12 protein-coding genes are annotated in these 15,014 nt (G+C 68.7%); 6 read left to right on the forward strand and 6 right to left on the reverse strand.

Annotated features, from left to right (window positions below; translation table 11 throughout):
* Positions 1 to 177 precede the first annotated feature (177 nt).
* Genes KY661_RS17080 through KY661_RS17090 form a run of 3 tightly spaced genes read left to right on the forward strand, consistent with a single transcriptional unit; the run spans position 178 to position 5,767 of the window.
* Positions 178 to 1,467, forward strand: coding sequence for a TolC family protein (locus KY661_RS17080; RefSeq protein ID WP_225411206.1), 1,290 nt, complete (start codon positions 178 to 180; stop codon positions 1,465 to 1,467).
* Positions 1,468 to 1,472: 5 nt separating this feature from the next.
* Positions 1,473 to 2,666, forward strand: a complete 1,194-nt coding sequence (locus KY661_RS17085) for an efflux RND transporter periplasmic adaptor subunit (RefSeq protein ID WP_225411207.1) — start codon at positions 1,473 to 1,475, stop codon at positions 2,664 to 2,666.
* Entirely contained in the window at positions 2,663 to 5,767 is a 3,105-nt protein-coding gene (locus tag KY661_RS17090) for an efflux RND transporter permease subunit (protein ID WP_225411208.1), read from the forward strand. The genes KY661_RS17085 and KY661_RS17090 overlap by 4 nt, the downstream gene beginning before the upstream one ends.
* Positions 5,768 to 5,787: 20 nt before the next feature.
* On the opposite strand, the gene KY661_RS17095 is transcribed toward KY661_RS17090, so the two are convergent.
* Entirely contained in the window at positions 5,788 to 6,399 is a 612-nt protein-coding gene (locus tag KY661_RS17095) for a PilZ domain-containing protein (protein ID WP_225411209.1), read from the reverse strand.
* 188 nt (positions 6,400 to 6,587) lie between these two features.
* Between KY661_RS17095 and KY661_RS17100 the strand changes: the two genes are divergently transcribed.
* Positions 6,588 to 7,529: an NYN domain-containing protein gene (locus KY661_RS17100; RefSeq protein WP_225411210.1), complete on the forward strand. Its 942-nt coding sequence runs from the start codon at positions 6,588 to 6,590 to the stop codon at positions 7,527 to 7,529.
* A gap of 18 nt (positions 7,530 to 7,547) precedes the next feature.
* Here KY661_RS17100 and KY661_RS17105 read toward each other — a convergent pair whose 3' ends face one another.
* The 4 genes from KY661_RS17105 to KY661_RS17120 all read right to left on the reverse strand — a co-directional run bounded on the left by KY661_RS17105 (position 7,548) and on the right by KY661_RS17120 (position 11,900).
* On the reverse strand, positions 7,548 to 8,531 hold the full coding sequence (locus KY661_RS17105; protein ID WP_225411211.1) for an LLM class flavin-dependent oxidoreductase: 984 nt from the start codon (positions 8,529 to 8,531) through the stop codon (positions 7,548 to 7,550).
* Positions 8,532 to 8,677: 146 nt separating this feature from the next.
* Positions 8,678 to 9,226, reverse strand: a complete 549-nt coding sequence (locus KY661_RS17110; protein WP_225411212.1) for a bactofilin family protein — start codon at positions 9,224 to 9,226, stop codon at positions 8,678 to 8,680.
* Positions 9,227 to 9,294: 68 nt separating this feature from the next.
* Positions 9,295 to 11,412, reverse strand: a complete 2,118-nt coding sequence (locus KY661_RS17115) for a PAS domain-containing protein (protein ID WP_225411213.1) — start codon at positions 11,410 to 11,412, stop codon at positions 9,295 to 9,297.
* 260 nt (positions 11,413 to 11,672) lie between these two features.
* Positions 11,673 to 11,900 carry a hypothetical protein gene (locus KY661_RS17120; RefSeq protein ID WP_225411214.1) on the reverse strand — a complete coding sequence of 76 codons (228 nt, stop codon included), beginning with the start codon at positions 11,898 to 11,900 and terminating at the stop codon, positions 11,673 to 11,675.
* Between the two features lie 90 nt (positions 11,901 to 11,990).
* On the opposite strand from KY661_RS17120, the gene KY661_RS17125 reads away from it, so the two are divergent.
* On the forward strand, positions 11,991 to 12,512 hold the full coding sequence (locus KY661_RS17125) for a Wall-associated protein precursor (RefSeq protein ID WP_225411215.1): 522 nt from the start codon (positions 11,991 to 11,993) through the stop codon (positions 12,510 to 12,512).
* A complete protein-coding gene (locus tag KY661_RS17130; protein ID WP_225411216.1) occupies positions 12,502 to 13,191 on the forward strand; it encodes a hypothetical protein in 690 nt (229 codons plus the stop codon). Before KY661_RS17125 ends, KY661_RS17130 begins: the two co-directional genes overlap by 11 nt.
* Here KY661_RS17130 and KY661_RS17135 read toward each other — a convergent pair.
* Positions 13,175 to 14,857 carry an ABC1 kinase family protein gene (locus KY661_RS17135; RefSeq protein WP_225411332.1) on the reverse strand — a complete coding sequence of 561 codons (1,683 nt, stop codon included), beginning with the start codon at positions 14,855 to 14,857 and terminating at the stop codon, positions 13,175 to 13,177. The genes KY661_RS17130 and KY661_RS17135 overlap by 17 nt on opposite strands.
* Positions 14,858 to 15,014 lie beyond the last annotated feature (157 nt).

A 15,014-nucleotide genomic window follows, 5' to 3' on the forward strand; every position in this document is an offset into this window, starting at 1 on the left:
CATCGTCCATAATCTGCTGAGCCGGTCACCGTCCAGCCACCTTCAAAGTCCGTGGCCCTGACCTCCTGGCTCCGCTATTTTCTGGCGCTTCGCGTCGCACCCGGGGCTGTAGACATCTCTCGTGTTCTCATGGTTATCGCGCGTTTCCTCCTGGCATCCCTCAGTTCCTGGCTCTTGATGGCCCTTCCGGAGGCCCACGCGCAGGCCCCGGAACCGGCGGTGGCCACCGAACCCCTCACCCTGGAGCGGGCCATTCAGCTGGCGGCCGAGCGGAACGAAGCTCCCCTGGCCGCCCAGCAGCGCTCGGAAGCCGCCGAGGCCCGCGTGGCCCGGGCCCGGGCCTTCTTCTTTCCGGAGTTGAGCCTGACCGGCACGTACACCCGCCGCCTCCGGGAGTCCGTCCGGCAGGTGGGCGGAGAGACCACGGTCATCCAGCGCTACAACGCGCTGGGCGCCTCGGCCACGGCCCGGATGACGCTCTTCGACGCGCGGGGCTTTCCCCTGTACCGCGCGGCCAAGCTGGAGGGGGATGCGGCCCGGCTGGATGCCCGGGAAGCCCGGCGGCTCGTGGCCTTCGAGGCGGCGGATGCCTTCCTGGCCACGCTGGGCGCCCAGCAGGTGTACGAGGCAGCGGTGCGCCGGCTGGACTTCGCGCGCCAGAGCCTCCAGGACGCGCAGGCGCGGGCCCAGGCGGGCCTGGCCAGCACCAATGACGTGACGCGCGCGGAGCTCGAGGCGGCCAGCGCCGAGGTGCAGCTCGCCTCCTCCCGGGGCGAGGCCCAGACGAGCCGCATCGAGCTGGGCTACCTGCTCGTGGCGCCCCCCATCGAAGCCCCCCTGGCCCTCCCCGAGGGGCTGCTGGCCGAGGCCGCCCGGACGCCACCGGCGCGGGCCTCCCTGGCCGAGGGCGCTGTGAACCGCCGCCTGGACATCCTCTCCGCGCAGCTCAAGGTGAAGGCCCAGGAGGCCTCCGCGAAGGAGCCCCTGGCGCGGCTGCTGCCCGTGCTGGGCGTGTCCGGCCAGTACCGCTTCACGAACGAGCAGGGGCTCGCGGGCAACAGCGGGGACGGCGCCTTGCAGGTGGACCTCACGTGGACCCTCTTCGACGGGGGCGAGCGCTACGCGGAGCGGGACGAGCGGGTGGCCCTGGCCCGGGCCGCGGCCCTGGACGCCACCGCCCTCACGCGCCGGGTGGATGTCGACATCCAGCGCGCCCAGGTGGCGCTCGACAATGCCCAGGCCTCCTTGAAGCAGAGTGAGCTGGCCGCGCAGCAAGCGCGCAAGAACGCGGAAGAGACGGGGATTCTGTACCGGCAGGGGCTCTCCACCGCGTTGACGGTGGCGGATGCCTCCCTGCGCCTCTTCGAGGCGGAGGTGGCCCAGGTCCGCACCCGCTATGCCCTGGGGCTGGCGCTGTTGGATCTCCGGGCCGCCGTGGGACTCGACCCATTCGGGAAGGAACCGTGACCGAGATGCGAGCAAGAGCACGGGTGGCCCTGGCCGCCTTGACCCTGGCCCTGGGGGCTGGGTGCGGAGCGAAGGGCGAGGAGACGCCGGGCAAGGCGGGAGGCGGTGGCGGGCGGGGTGGCGGCCGGGGGGCGATCCAGTTCCCCGTGGAAACCGCGCCCGTGGAGGCGCGCGACGTGCAGTACACCGTCTCCGCCGTGGGCGCCGTGGAGGCCTTCGAGCGCGTGCAGATCACCGCCCGGGTGGCTGGGGTGCTGGATCGCGTGGACTTCGCCGAGGGGCAGGTGGTGAAGAAGGGCCAGGTGCTCGCGGAGATCGAACCCACCCGCTACAGCCTCGCGGTGAACCAGGCCCGCGCCGCACGGGAGAAAGCCGTGGCCACCGCCGAGGAGGCCCAGGCGGGGGCCCAGCGCCGGGCCACCGTGAACGAGCAGCGTCCGGGCCTGCTGCCCGCCGAGGAGCTGGAGAGCTTCCAGACGCGGGCGCGCGCCGCGGTGGCCGAGGTGGGCGCGGCGAAGGCGGCGCTGGACAAGGCGGAGCTGGACCTGCGCGATGCCTACGTCCGGGCCCCCATGGAGGGGGTGCTGCAGACGCGCACCGTGCAGACGGGGCAGTACGTCCAGCCCGGCACGGTGCTGGCCACGCTGCTGCGCCGGGAGCCGCTGCTCTTGCGCTTCCGCGTTCCGGAAGGAGAGGCCGGGCGGCTCAAGCCTGGCATGGGGGCGCGCTTCACCGTCCGCTCGGATGGGCGGACCTATGACTCGAAGATCACCTACGTGGCAGCCTCGGCGGACGATCAGAGCCGGATGGTGGCGGTGACGGCGGAGGTGACGGGCGAGGAGTCCAAGGCCCTGCGGCCGGGGGCGTTCGCCACCGTGTCCGTGCCCGTGGACACCGCCCGGGACGCGCCCGTCATTCCCCAGGCGGCGGTGCGCCCCAGCGAGCGGGGCTTCCTGGCCTTCGTGGTGGAAGGGGACAAGGCGCGCGAGCGGGTGCTGGAGCTGGGCCTGCGCACGCCGGATGGGCTCGTCGAGGTGCGCCAGGGGCTCCGCCCGGGTGAGCAGCTGGTGGTGCGTGGCGCGGAGGCCCTGAAGGAGGGCGCGGCCGTGCGCGTGGCGCAAGGGGCCAAGCCCTCCGCCACGGGCGAATCCCGTCTCCCCGCGGAGGCGGGCGGACTCAACGGAGGCTCAGGGCGATGAACATCACCGAGGTCTGCATCCGGAAGCCCGTCCTCGCGTGGATGCTGATGGCCGCCACCATCGTCTTCGGGCTGGTGGCCGCGCAGCGCATCGGCATCAGCCAGTTTCCGGACGTGGACTTTCCCACCATCAACGTCTCGGTGACGTGGGAGGGCGCCTCGCCCGAGGCGGTGGAGAGCGATCTCATCGAGCCGCTGGAAGAGGCGGTGATGCAGGTGGAGGGCGTGAAGACCATCACCTCCACCGCGCGCCAGGGCAGCGCCTCCATCACCGTGGAGCTGGACCTGTCGCGCAACGTGGACCTGGCGCTCCAGGACGTGCAGACCAAGGTGAGCCAGGCCCAGCGCCGGATGCCCGAGGACGTGGATCCGCCCGTCACCTCCAAGACGAACCCCGAGGACCAGCCCATCATGTGGCTGGGCGTGGCGGGCCCCTACTCGCGGCAGGTGGTGAGCGACTACGCGCGCTACCGGGTCCGGGAGAAGCTGCAGACGGTGCCCGGGGTGGGCGAGGTGACGCTGGGCGGCTCGCTGGAGCGCAACGTGCGCATCTGGGCGGACTCCCAGAAGATGGATGCCCAGGGGCTCACCGTCGCCGACGTCATCGCCGCCCTGCAGCGCGAGCACGTGGAGCTGCCCGCGGGCCGCATCGAGACGGAGGGGCGCGAGGTCAACGTCCGCGTCATGGGCGAGGCGCTGGATTTGACGGCCCTGCGCAACATCGTCGTGCGCCAGCAGGACGGGGCGACGGTGTACCTGTCGGACGTGGCGCTGGTGGAGGACGGCTTCGAGGACACGCGGCGCATGTCGCGCGTCAACGGCAATACCGCCCAGGGCCTGGGCATCCGCAAGCAGCGCGGCGCCAACGCCGTGGCGGTGGCGAAGGGCGTTCACGAGGTGCTGGCGGAGCTGCGCAAGGACTTGCCCGAGGGGATGGAGATCGGCGTGAACTTCGACTCGACGAAGTTCATCGAGGAGAGCGTTCACGAGATCGAGTTCGAGCTGCTGCTGGCCTGCATCCTGACGGCGCTGGTGTGCTGGATGTTCCTGGGCTCGCTGTCGAGCACGCTCAACGTCATCCTGGCCATTCCCATGTCGCTGCTGGGCACGGTGGCGGTCATCTACTTCCTGGGCTTCACGCTCAACACCTTCACGCTCCTGGGGTTGGCGCTGGCGGTGGGCATCGTGGTGGACGACGCCATCATGGTGCTGGAGAACATCTACCGGCACGCGGAGATGGGCAAGGAGCGCGTCCGCGCGGCGCGCGAGGGCACCTCCGAGATCACCTTCGCGGCGCTGGCGGCCACGCTGGCGGTGGTGGCCATCTTCATCCCCGTCGTCTTCATGCAGGGAGTCATCGGCCGGTTCTTCCTCCAGTTCGGTGTCACCCTGTGCGTGGCGGTGCTGCTCTCCTATGTCGAGGCCATCACCCTGGCGCCCGCGCGGTGCGCGCAGCTCTTGAAGACTTCACGCGAGCACCGCGGGCGGGTCGGGCAGTGGGTGGACCGCGGCTTCGTGAAGCTCGAGGGGCTGTATGCGCGCGTGCTGGACCGGGCCCTGGCGCGGCCCCTGTGGGTGCTGGGCGGGGCGGTGGTGCTGCTGGGGGCCTCGGCGTTCGTCTTCCAGGCACTGCCCAGCGAGTTCGTCCCCTCACAGGATCAGAGCCGCTTGACGGTGCGCCTGCAGACGGCGGTGGGCAGCAATCTCCAGGAGACGGACCGGCTGTTCCAGCAGGCGGAGGCGGTGGTCAACCAGCGGCCGGAGGTCGTCCGTGTCTTCTCGACGGTGGGCGGCATGGGCGGCTCGGGGGTGAACTCAGGCCAGATGATGTTGACCCTGCTGCCGCCGGATCAGCGCATGTCCCAGGCCGAGTTCCAGCAGGTGCTGCGCAAGGAGCTCAACGCCATCCCGGGCCTGCGCGCCGTGGTGCAGGACCTGTCCCAGAGCGGCTTCACCGCGCAGCGCGGCTTTCCGGTGGAGTTCAGCGTGCGCGGCTCGGACTGGGAGCAGCTCGTGGTGGCCAGCGGGCAGATGCGCGAGACGCTCCAGGCCAGCGGCAAGGTGGTGGACGTGGACACGGACTACCAGCTCGGCATGCCGGAGCTGCGCCTCACCCCGGACCGGGCCCGCGCCGCCGACATGGGCATCTCCATCGAGTCGGTGGCCTCCACCATCAACTCCCTGGTGGGCGGGGTGCGCGTGGGCAAGTACAGCACCGGGGGCCGCCGCATCGACGTGCGGCTGCGGCTGCTGGCCGATCAGCGCGCGCGGCCCGAGGACCTGGGCGGGCTCAAGGTGCGCGCCGCCAACGGGGAGCTGGTGCCGCTCTCGGCGCTGGTCCAGCAGGAGGAGCGCCCGGCGCTCCAGGCCATCACCCGGCGGGACCGGGAGCGCGCCATCAGCATCTTCGCCAACGTGGCCCCGTCCTCGAACCAGGAGGAGGCGCTCGCGCTGGTGGAGCAGGCCGCCAAGCAGCTGCCGGCGGGCACCCGCGTGGTGCTGGGCGGCGCGAGCGTGGCCTTCCGCGAGTCCATGGGCAGCCTCCTCTTCGCGCTCTTCCTGGGGATTGGCGTGGCGTACATGGTGCTCGCCTCGCAGTTCAACTCGTTCCTCCACCCGGTGACGGTGCTCACCATCCTCCCGCTGTCGGTGGCCGGGGCCGCCTTCGCGCTGGGGCTGGCCGGCATGACGCTGAACATCTTCAGCATGATCGGCCTGCTCCTGCTGATGGGCATCGTGAAGAAGAACTCCATCATCCTCATGGACTATGCGCTTCAGCAGCGCGAGGAGGGCGCGGACGCGCTCGAGGCCATGCGGCGCGCGGGCCCCGTGCGCCTGCGGCCCATCCTGATGACGTCCCTGGCCACGATGATGGCGGCCCTCCCCGCCGCGCTGGCGCTGGGCGCCGGCAGCGAGACCCGGGCCCCCATGTCCATCGCCGTGCTCGGCGGCCTGTCCGTGTCCACCGTGCTCAGCCTGCTGGTGGTGCCCGCCTTCTACGTGGTGGCGGACCGGCTCAAGACACGGCTCGGCCGGCGCACCGGACAGGACGAGCAGCCGCCCCACGAGCCTCCCGTGCGGCCGGTCCAGCCCTCGCCCTGACGCAGGGCGGGGCAGGGGGCTTACTGGGAGGGCTGGCTCAGCACGGGCCGGATGCGCGCCTTCAGCTCATCCGGATCGGCGAGGGTGACGGTGACGCCCGGGTGGGTGCCCTCGCCGTGGGCCAGGGTGATGTGGACCACCGTGGCCTCGTGCTCGAGGGTGGCGCGGGCGAAGTCCAGGCAGAGCGACAGCAACACCCTCTCCTGGATGCGCATCACCTTGTCGGTGGCGATGAAGAGGCGGCCCTGCGCCAGCTCCCGGTCATGGAAGCACTGGAGCTGCTCGGGGCTGGAGAAGTGCAGCTCGAAGGTGGGGTTGCCCGTGTGCACCAGGTCCGCCACCACCTCACCCGGGTAGAGGAAGCGCACGCCGAAGCCGTCCTGCTCCTCGTCCCGGAGCTCCGGGGGGACCAGCCGGTGGCGCTGCACCACGGCCTCGAACATCACGAAGTTCTTCGGATCCAGGTGCACCTGGACGTGGATGCGCGTATCGAGCGGTACCAGGTGGTTCGTGACGATGAAGGCACCGCCCTTGGAGATGTCCCCGGTGAAACCGGACTCCGAGAGGTCCTCCGTACCGAAACGAACCGTGTACTGCTGCTTGAACCTCCGGTATCTCCGCTTCTCCACCATCGGGCGTCTCCTGAGAGCCTCGCCTGGATTTGCCGCACCCGGCCCGCAGTGTGCCACGAGTCGTGCCGTTCCGGCTGTATCAGCTTGCTCGGTGCTAAGAACGAAAATCAGGGGGCTTCCTGGAATCCCCCCTCGCGTTTCCGGGTTTCCCCTATCTGCCGCCCAGGCGGCCCTGCCTAGAGATTTCCTTGGATTCCAAAAACGAAAGCCGCATCGCCCTCTTCCTCGACTTCGAGAACCTCGTCACCAATACCGGCATCAGCTCCGCGGGGTTCGACCTGCAGCCCTCCATGGACCGGCTGCTGGAGAAGGGCAAGGTGGTCTTCCGCCGGGCCTACTGTGACTGGTCCCGCTTCGCGGACGCCAAGGGGCGGCTGCACGAGTACGGCGTGGAGCTGGTGGACGTGCCCCCCTCCACGCGGGCGGGCAAGAACGGGGCGGACATGCGCCTCGTCATCGACGCGCTGGAGCTGTGCTACGCGCGCGAACATATCGACACCTTCGTCATCGCCTCGGGCGACAGCGACTTCTGTCCGCTGGCGTACAAGCTGCGCGAGAACGGCCGCACCGTCATCGGTCTGGCGGTGAAGGAGTCCACCTCGCCCCTGTTCGTGAAGGCCTGTGACGAGTTCCTCTACCTGCGCCCGAAGCAGACCACGCCGCGCGGGGAGAAGGAGAAGCGCGGCGGCGAGGAGTCCGCCCGGGGCTCGCGCTCCGGCCGTCATGCGGAAGGCAAGGGGAGCAAGGCCGCCGAGAAGGAGGCCGCGGCCAAGGCCACCCCCAAGGTGCCGGACATCGCGCGCAAGGTGGTCCAGCGCCTGCTGGGCAGCGCCGCGGGCCCCATCAACCCCTCCCTCATCAAGGAGACCATCGTCCGCAAGGAGCCCGACTTCGACGAGCGCGACCATGGCTTCCCCACCTTCGCCCGCCTGCTGGAGGCCATGGAGCAGGAGGGCATCCTCAAGCGGCAGCAGCAGGGACGGCAGTGGTACGTGGTGTCTCCGGAGACGCCCGAGGCCCGGCCCAGCTCCTCGCGCCGCTCGCGAGAGGCCCGGGAGACCAAGCAGGACGAGGAGGTCGAGGACGAGGAGCTGGAGTCCTATCCGGACCCCGAGGACAGCGAGGGCTGAGGCCGGGGCGGCCTCCGGTCAGCGCGTCACGGAGGCCAGGATCTCGAAGGAGCGCAGGCGCGCCGCGTGCTCGTAGATCTGCGCGGTGGTGATGAGCTCGTCGGCCCCCGTGCGCTCGATGAAGGCCTCGACACCGCGCCTCACCGTGCCGGGGGACCCCACCACCGAGCAGGCCAGCGCGCTCTCGACGCCCATCTGCTCCAGGGGTGACCAGAGCGACTCGATGCTGTCGATGGGCGGCTGGAGGGGCCCGGGGCGGCCCCGGCGCAGGTTGATGAACTGCTGCTGGACGGAGGTCATCAGCCGCTTGGCCTCGGCATCCGTCTCCGCCGCGAAGACGTTGAGGCCCAGCATGGCGTAGGGGCGGCTGAGCTGCTCCGAGGGCTGGAAGCCGCTGCGGTACACGCGCAGCGCGTCCATCATCAGGTCCGGCGCGAAGTGGGAGGCGAACGCGAAGGGCAGTCCCAGCCGCGCGGCCAGCTCCGCGCTGAACAGGCTGGAGCCCAGCAGCCAGAGGGGCACGTTCAGCCCGGCGCCCGGCACGGCGCGGACCGCCTGATTCGGCACGGCCTCGCGGAAGTAGAACTGCAGCTCCAGCACGTCCTGAGGGAAGGAGTCCGCGGTGCCCATCATGTCCCGGCGCAGCGCCCGGCTGGTGCGTTGATCCGTGCCGGGGGCACGCCCCAGGCCGAGATCGATGCGGCCCGGGTAGAGCGAGGCCAGGGTGCCGAACTGCTCGGCCACCATGAGCGGCGCATGGTTGGGCAGCATGATGCCGCCAGAGCCCACCCGGATGCGCTGGGTGCCTCCGGCCACGTGGCCAATCACCACCGCCGTCGCGGCGCTGGCGATGCCGGGCATGTTGTGGTGCTCGGCCAGCCAGAAGCGGTTGTAGCCCCAGCGCTCGGCGTGCTGCGCCAGATCCAGCGTGTTGCGGAAGGCATCCGCGGCGGTCGCCCCCTCGATGATGGGGGCGAGATCCAGCACAGACAGAGGAATCATGGGCGACAGGCTCCTGGGGCCCACGGGAAAGACCCGTGCGCACAATCCTGTAATGGTCAGTACAGGTTTGTGGTAACACGCGGGTTCAGCACGGGCAAGCCAGCCGCACGCCCCCCGAGGGCTCGAGGCCTTCCTCGCCTGGAAGCCTAGTTCTGGCTGTCCTCGTTCTCGTCCTCATCCTCGTCATCGAAGGACAGCTGGCAGCCCGAGTCCTCGTCGAGGGCGCCCTGGACGAAGCTCTGGATGAGATCCTTGCCGTTGAAGGCCATGTTGAAGTTCACCTTCTCCCCGCCGAGCGTGGCGCCCTCGTCCATCTGGAGCGTCCCCCCGAGCGCGATGAGATCTCCCTGCACGTGCGCCTTCTTCCGCAGGCGGATGCCTCCGCCGATGGAGACGACCTTCCCCGTCACCACCGCGCCCGCCTCGATGGTGACCTTGCCCTGGATGGCCACCACGTCCTCCACCTCCGCGCCCTTGCGGATGATGATGTTCCCCTCGACGGCCACCGCGTCCTTCGCCTTCTCCCCGGCCTCCAGCACCAGGTCCGTGCCCTGAACGGCGCGGGAGCCCTCCTTGGATTGGATGGCGCACACCACGCGAGGGCTGGGGCCCTTGGGCGCTTCGGTATCCTCCGCGAAGGCGGGGAAGGCCATCAGCGCTGAGAGGGCCAGGGGGGCAAGGGACATGGGGCGCATGAACGAGGCTCCGCGAGAAGAGAGGACCTTCTGCCTACGCGGCGCCCCCACGCCCATTGCACCCGGCCTCAGAGGGCCGGCAACAGCAGCGAGAAGGTGGTGCCCCGGCCCACCTGGCTCTCCACCCGCATGGACCCCCCCATCTTCTGGATGATGGCGTGGCTGATGGACAGTCCCAGCCCGGTGCCGATTCCCGCCGGCTTGGTGGTGAAGAACGGATCGAAGATGCGCGGCAGCACCTCCGGGGGAATGCCGTGGCCCGTGTCGGAGATGTCGATGCGCACCTGCCGGCCCTCCAGCCGCGAGCGGACGCACAGCACGTGCTCCTCCGGGGAGCCCGGCCGCATGGCGTGCACGGCGTTGATGATGAGGTTGAGGAACACCTGCCCGAGCCGCCCCTCGCTGCCGAGCACCATGGGCAGGTTGCGGGCGTAGTCCTGCTTCAGCCGCGCCGTGTGCTTCAGCTCGCCCTGGGCGATGTGCAGCACGGCATCCAGGCTCCGGTGGATGTCCACGGGGTTCAGCTCATCGCCCTGGCCCGTGTGAGACAGCAGCCGCATGCCGCGGACAATGTCTCCGATGCGCAGGCTGCCCTCGATGCAGTCGGCGATGACCGAGCGGGCCTCGGCCATCCGCTCCAGCAAATCCTGCGGGAGCCCCACCAGCGCGGGCAGGTGCTGCTCCAGCTCATCCTCCCACTGCCGCAGCAGATCCAGGTTGGCGAGCATGTAGGAGATGGGGTTGTTGATTTCATGGGCGATGCCCGCCGTCAGCACCCCCATGGCCGCCAGCCGGTCGTTCTGGATACTCTGCTGCTCCAGGCGCCGCTTCTCGGTGAGATCCTGCGCGACGACGAGCTGGCGCCGGGCCTCGCCGGCCTCCTGGAGCGAGCCGATGAGCTGCACGGACAGGCGCTCGCCCTGGGCCGAAAGCAGTCCTTGTTCCTCCAGGCGCAGGGTGCCCCGGACGAGCAGCTCCGCCAGGGAATCGCGCAGCGAGGGGCGCTCGGGCTCGGGGGCCAGCGTGTCGAAGGGCACCCCCAGGAGCTGGGCGGCGGTGCGCCCCAGGAGCCGCTCCGCCACCGGGTTGAGCTCCAGCACGCACCCGCGCTCGTCGAGCACGAAGACGGCGTCCCGGGAGGCCTCCATGAGCCTCCGGACGCGCTCGGTGGCGGCCACCACCTGCGTCTCCAGCAACGCGGCGTACTGCTTGACTTGCCAGAGGGCCTGCTGGAGCGCGGACTCCTGGCGCCGGCGCTCGGTGATGTCCGCGAAGATGCCCAGGATGCTGTGGACCGCGCCGTCCGGAGCCCTCAAGGGGACCTTGCTGGTGAGCAGCCAGCGCTCCTCGCCGTGGAGCCGCTGGAAGGGCTCCTCGATGCCCACGCGGGCCCGGCCGCTCTCCATCACCACGAGATCATCCCGCCGGTAGGCGGCGGCCAGCTCCGGGAGCACGCCCATCTCGAGGTCCGTGCGGCCCAGGAGTTCCTGGGGCGACGAAATCCGGAAGCACTGCGCGAACGCGTCATTGCAGCCCCGGTACTTGCCGTCCCCATCCTTCCAGAAGACGGCGAAGGGGATGTGCGCGAGCACCTGGGTCAGCAGCTCCCAGTGGGAGAGCAGCTCGCGCTGGATGTGCTGGCGCTGCCGCATCTCGGTCTGGAGGTTCTCGTTGAGGGCGTACAGGCGCGCCTGCGCCTCCTCCATCTGGGAGGCGCGGGCCTCGGCCTCCTGGAGCTGCTCGCGCAGGCGCAGCTGCGTCTCCACCTGGCGCCGCAGGTGCTCCAGCAGCCGGAGCTGCTGGGGGCTCAGCTTGCGGGGAACGTGGTCGATGAGGCACAGCGCGCCCACCTGGCACCCGTCCGGGGTCATCAGGGGCAAGGACGCGTAGAAGCGCAGGGAAGACTCGCCCCGGACGAGCGGATGGTTCTGGGTGCGGGTGTCCTCGCGGGCATCCTCGATGAGGCAGGGCTCCCCGGAGCCCTGCGGCGGGGAGAAGCCCACGAAGCGCACGGGATCCGCCAGCGTCTCGAGGCCCACGCTGGCCTTGAGCCAGGGGCGCTCCAGGTCCGCGACGCGGATGAAGGCGATGGGGACCTCGCAAGACTCGGCGGCGAACCGGACGATGTCCTCGTACTCGGGCTCGGGAGAACGATCGAAGAGTCCGGATGGGGAGCTTGCAAGCATTCGCCTCTCACTCATGCGCTCCGGCAGCCCCCCCCGTTGGAAGCATGGCTGAAGCATGGTTTTCGACTATCGGAGAGGGGATGGAAGGGATGCAAGACGCTCTCCATTGACACGTTCATCATTGGCGGTTTCGAGCCCGTCCCCCGCACGGAACATCCAGAACAGAACGTCTCGCGCCCCGTGAGAAAAAAAGAAGCCCGCTCGCCATGGAGGCCGAGCGGGCAGGAAGCGTCACCGGGCCCAAGGGCCCGGGAGGGGGACTACATCTCCACCGCCTTGGACGTGCACCAGGTGCCGTCCGGACGGGAGCTGTCCCAGTAACAGCCCGCGTAGGTGGGGCAGTACCGCTGGGTCTTGTAGCTGTTGCACCAGCTCTCGGGCGGAGCCATCTGCTCGACCTGCTCGGAGCTGGCCGGAGCCTCGGCCTCAGTGGCGGGACCACAGCCGCTCAGCACACCCAGAAGACCAACGATCGCAACGAAGCGCATGTGTGACCTCTTCCTGGAAAAGAAGGGAAGACGCATTGTCTCATCTTCGCAGAGAACGGGAAGAGGTTTTTGGTGGTAGGGTCAAGAGGCGTGTTCCCGCTGCTCTTCCTCTTGTTGACCCAAGTTCCGGCTGTTCCAGGAGAGACGACCTTGGTCTCCTTCTGCAAGCAGGGGAGGGCCAGTGCGTGTGAGGCCCTGAAACAGGCCAACCCTCAGAAGGCAGCCGAGATTGCCCGGGACTTGGCATCACTCAAGCTTGCCGAAGACGCGAGGGAAGCTTCTGACGCTGTCGCCGAGGAGAGTGAACCCGCGCCAGAGCCTCCTGACTGCAAAGGCCAAAAACACCACGTCATTTCACGGCCCATCGCGAAAAGGCTCAAAGGCCATGCCACCCTTGACGGGGTGTATAAACCACGTGATTCCCGGTTTATCGCCAAGGCCAAGGACGATGAATCACACTGTGGCTATCAGGACTGGCATCGAAGAGTAGACAAGGAAGTCATTGACTGGCTGAATGAAAATCCAAAGGCCACGCCAGAGCAGTTCGAAAAATTTCTGCGAGCGATTTACAACCGACCAGAACTGCTCAAGAGGTTCCCCCATGGCTTCTGAAGAACAGGAGGGGACACGGTTCTTCGTCCTCGACGAGGCCACCCTGGGCCCCCATGACATGCAAGCCTACGCCGCCGAGCCTGTTCAGTACGGGGATGCCCCCAGGTGTACTCACTGCCACGAAGTGCTGGCCATGAAGACGTGGCTGCCGCCGTTCCGCGTGGAACTGGAACTGCATGGCAAGGACTTCGGCGACTTCATGAGCGGCCCCGGAAACAGCTTGCTGCTTTCTGAGCGCATGACAGAGGCCTATCTCAAACAAGAATTTACCGGGCTCGTGGGCTTTGAGCCTGTCGACGTGGTCCGCGTTCGCGGGAAGCGCAAGGGCTCCAAGCAGGGGGCTGTCCCCCGGTATCACGTTGCAACTCCCTGCTTCAGCCAGGCCGCCGTGGATGTGGCACACAGCCGTTTACGCTACAACGAGCCTGTGAGGTGCGCAGAGTGCCGCTCCGCGGGTTTGCAGTCCGTTCATGGCTTCGTACTGGAAGCAGGAACCTGGCAGGGAGAGGACGTCTTCCGTGCCCGTGGCATGCCAGGCAAGAACCTTGTTTCTGGCCGGTTCGCCACGTTCGTGGCGCACGCCTCGCTCACGAACATCCAGCTCATTCCCATCGAGGAGTACGTCCGCGATCCCCTTCGGCTGGGCCCGCCCGCAGGATCAGCTACCGGCGCTTCTTGAGCCAGCGGCTCACGCTCACCTTCCGGATCCGGCCTCCGAACAGGTACCAGGTGAACACCGCGCTGAAGAATGCCGCCGACATGGCCACGCCGATGATGCCCAGCACCGGCGTGTTTCCATACATCCATGGCTTCTGTGCGAACGCGATGAACGTGCCCACGATGAAGCCACACGCGCACAACCCCACGAACGCGATGATGGCCGAGCTGCGCAGGTTCTCGTTCAGCCGGTCGAACTGCTCGGCCCTCACCGTCACGCTGAACTTGCCCGACTCCAGGTCCAGCAGGATCTGGGACAGCTGCGTGGGCAGGTCCGTCGCCAGCGACTGGAAGCGCAGGAGCGTGCGCATCAGCCCACCCTGGAGCTGGCTCGGGTCATACCGGCCCGCCAGCAGCTCCTTCGCGTAGGGAAGGGCGACCTCCAGGATGTTCATCTCCGGGTAGAGGCTCCGGAGCATCCCCTCCATCGAGATGGAGGCCCGGCTCAACAGGGCGTACTCCTTGGGAATCCGGATCCGGTACTTCACCGCCAGATCCAGCAGGTCCCGGAGCAGTGTCTGCGCGTCCACCTCGCCCAGCGTCGTGGGCAGGTGCTGTCCCAGGATGGCCTCGATGTCGTTGCGGAACCCCGCCAGGTTCGCCCGCGCGTCCGCCACGCCCACTCGGTAGAGCAGCCGCGCCACCGAGTCGCTGTCCTTCAGCGCCACCGCCAGGCACAGCATCACCAGCGTCTCCTGCATCGGCTTGGTGAGCCGTCCCACCACCCCGAAGTCCAGCAGCGCCAGCCGGTTGCCTTCCAGCACCAGGAGATTTCCCGGGTGGGGGTCTCCGTGAAACAGGCCGTCCTCGAAGAGCTGGCGGAAGCTCCCATCCAGCAGGTGCCGGGCCAGCGTCTCCCGGTCCTCCTTCGCCAGCTGTGCATGGCTGATCTTCACCCCGGAGATGAACTCCAGCGTCAGCACCCGGCGGCTGGACAGCTCCTCGTAGACCCGGGGAATCTTCAGGTACGGCCGCTCGGTGTGGTTGGCCAGGAAGGCCCGGATGTTCGAGGCCTCGTTGATGAAGTCCAGCTCCTCGTGGATGGCCCGGTCGAACTCGTCGACGATGCCCGTGGGCGTGTACACGCCCGTCTCCTCCACCACCGCCTCCAGCAGCCGCGCCAGCGAGCGCAGCACGGTCAAATCCGAGTCGATCCGCTCGGCGATCCCCGGCCGCTGCACCTTCACCGCCACCTCTTCGCCCGACAGCGTCACCGCCCGGTGCACCTGGGCGATCGACGCGGCCGCCAGGGGCACCGGTTCAATCTTCGCGAACAGCTCGCCCACCTCGCGGCCCAGCGACTCGCGGATCTGCGCGTGCACCTGCTCCAGCGGGATGGGATCCACCTGATCCTGGAGCATCGCCAGCTCCTCGATGACCTCGGCCGGGAGCAGGTCTCCACGGGTGGAGAGGATCTGCCCCAGCTTGACGAAGGTGGGCCCCAAGTCGTTCAGCAGCATCCGGAAGCGCCTCGCCGTGGAGGCCCGCTGGGCTTCCGGGGAGACTTCCACCTTCTCCTTGCGCCCCAGCATGCGCCACAGGCCCGCACGATCGGTAAGCTCGCCAAAGCCGTGCCGGGCGGCGATGACCGCGATCTGACGCACTCGGTTGAGATCCTGGAGAATCACGCGCCGCAGACCTTCCCACGGCCGGGCCACGCCCGCAATCCAGCGAATTCCAGGGTGTTCAAACCGCTGGAGAGGACCGGTCTGTACACTCCATCAGGAGTGCTCCTACCGTCCTACATGCGTCTTGCCCAGCCTATGCTCCTGCGAGCATGAACTC

The sequence above is a fragment of the Allostigmatella hybrida genome (genome assembly GCF_020103775.1).
GTDB lineage: Bacteria > Myxococcota > Myxococcia > Myxococcales > Myxococcaceae > Hyalangium > Hyalangium aurantiaca.

Coding starts and splice junctions, on each gene's coding strand:
- KY661_RS17080 (WP_225411206.1), top strand. CDS start 178: ATGGCCCTTCCGGAGGCCCACGCGCAGGCCCCGGAACCGGCGGTGGCC.
- KY661_RS17085 (WP_225411207.1), top strand. CDS start 1,473: ATGCGAGCAAGAGCACGGGTGGCCCTGGCCGCCTTGACCCTGGCCCTG.
- KY661_RS17090 (WP_225411208.1), top strand. CDS start 2,663: ATGAACATCACCGAGGTCTGCATCCGGAAGCCCGTCCTCGCGTGGATG.
- KY661_RS17095 (WP_225411209.1), bottom strand. CDS start 6,399: ATGGTGGAGAAGCGGAGATACCGGAGGTTCAAGCAGCAGTACACGGTT.
- KY661_RS17105 (WP_225411211.1), bottom strand. CDS start 8,531: ATGATTCCTCTGTCTGTGCTGGATCTCGCCCCCATCATCGAGGGGGCG.
- KY661_RS17110 (WP_225411212.1), bottom strand. CDS start 9,226: ATGCGCCCCATGTCCCTTGCCCCCCTGGCCCTCTCAGCGCTGATGGCC.
- KY661_RS17115 (WP_225411213.1), bottom strand. CDS start 11,412: ATGCTTGCAAGCTCCCCATCCGGACTCTTCGATCGTTCTCCCGAGCCC.
- KY661_RS17120 (WP_225411214.1), bottom strand. CDS start 11,900: ATGCGCTTCGTTGCGATCGTTGGTCTTCTGGGTGTGCTGAGCGGCTGT.
- KY661_RS17130 (WP_225411216.1), top strand. CDS start 12,502: ATGGCTTCTGAAGAACAGGAGGGGACACGGTTCTTCGTCCTCGACGAG.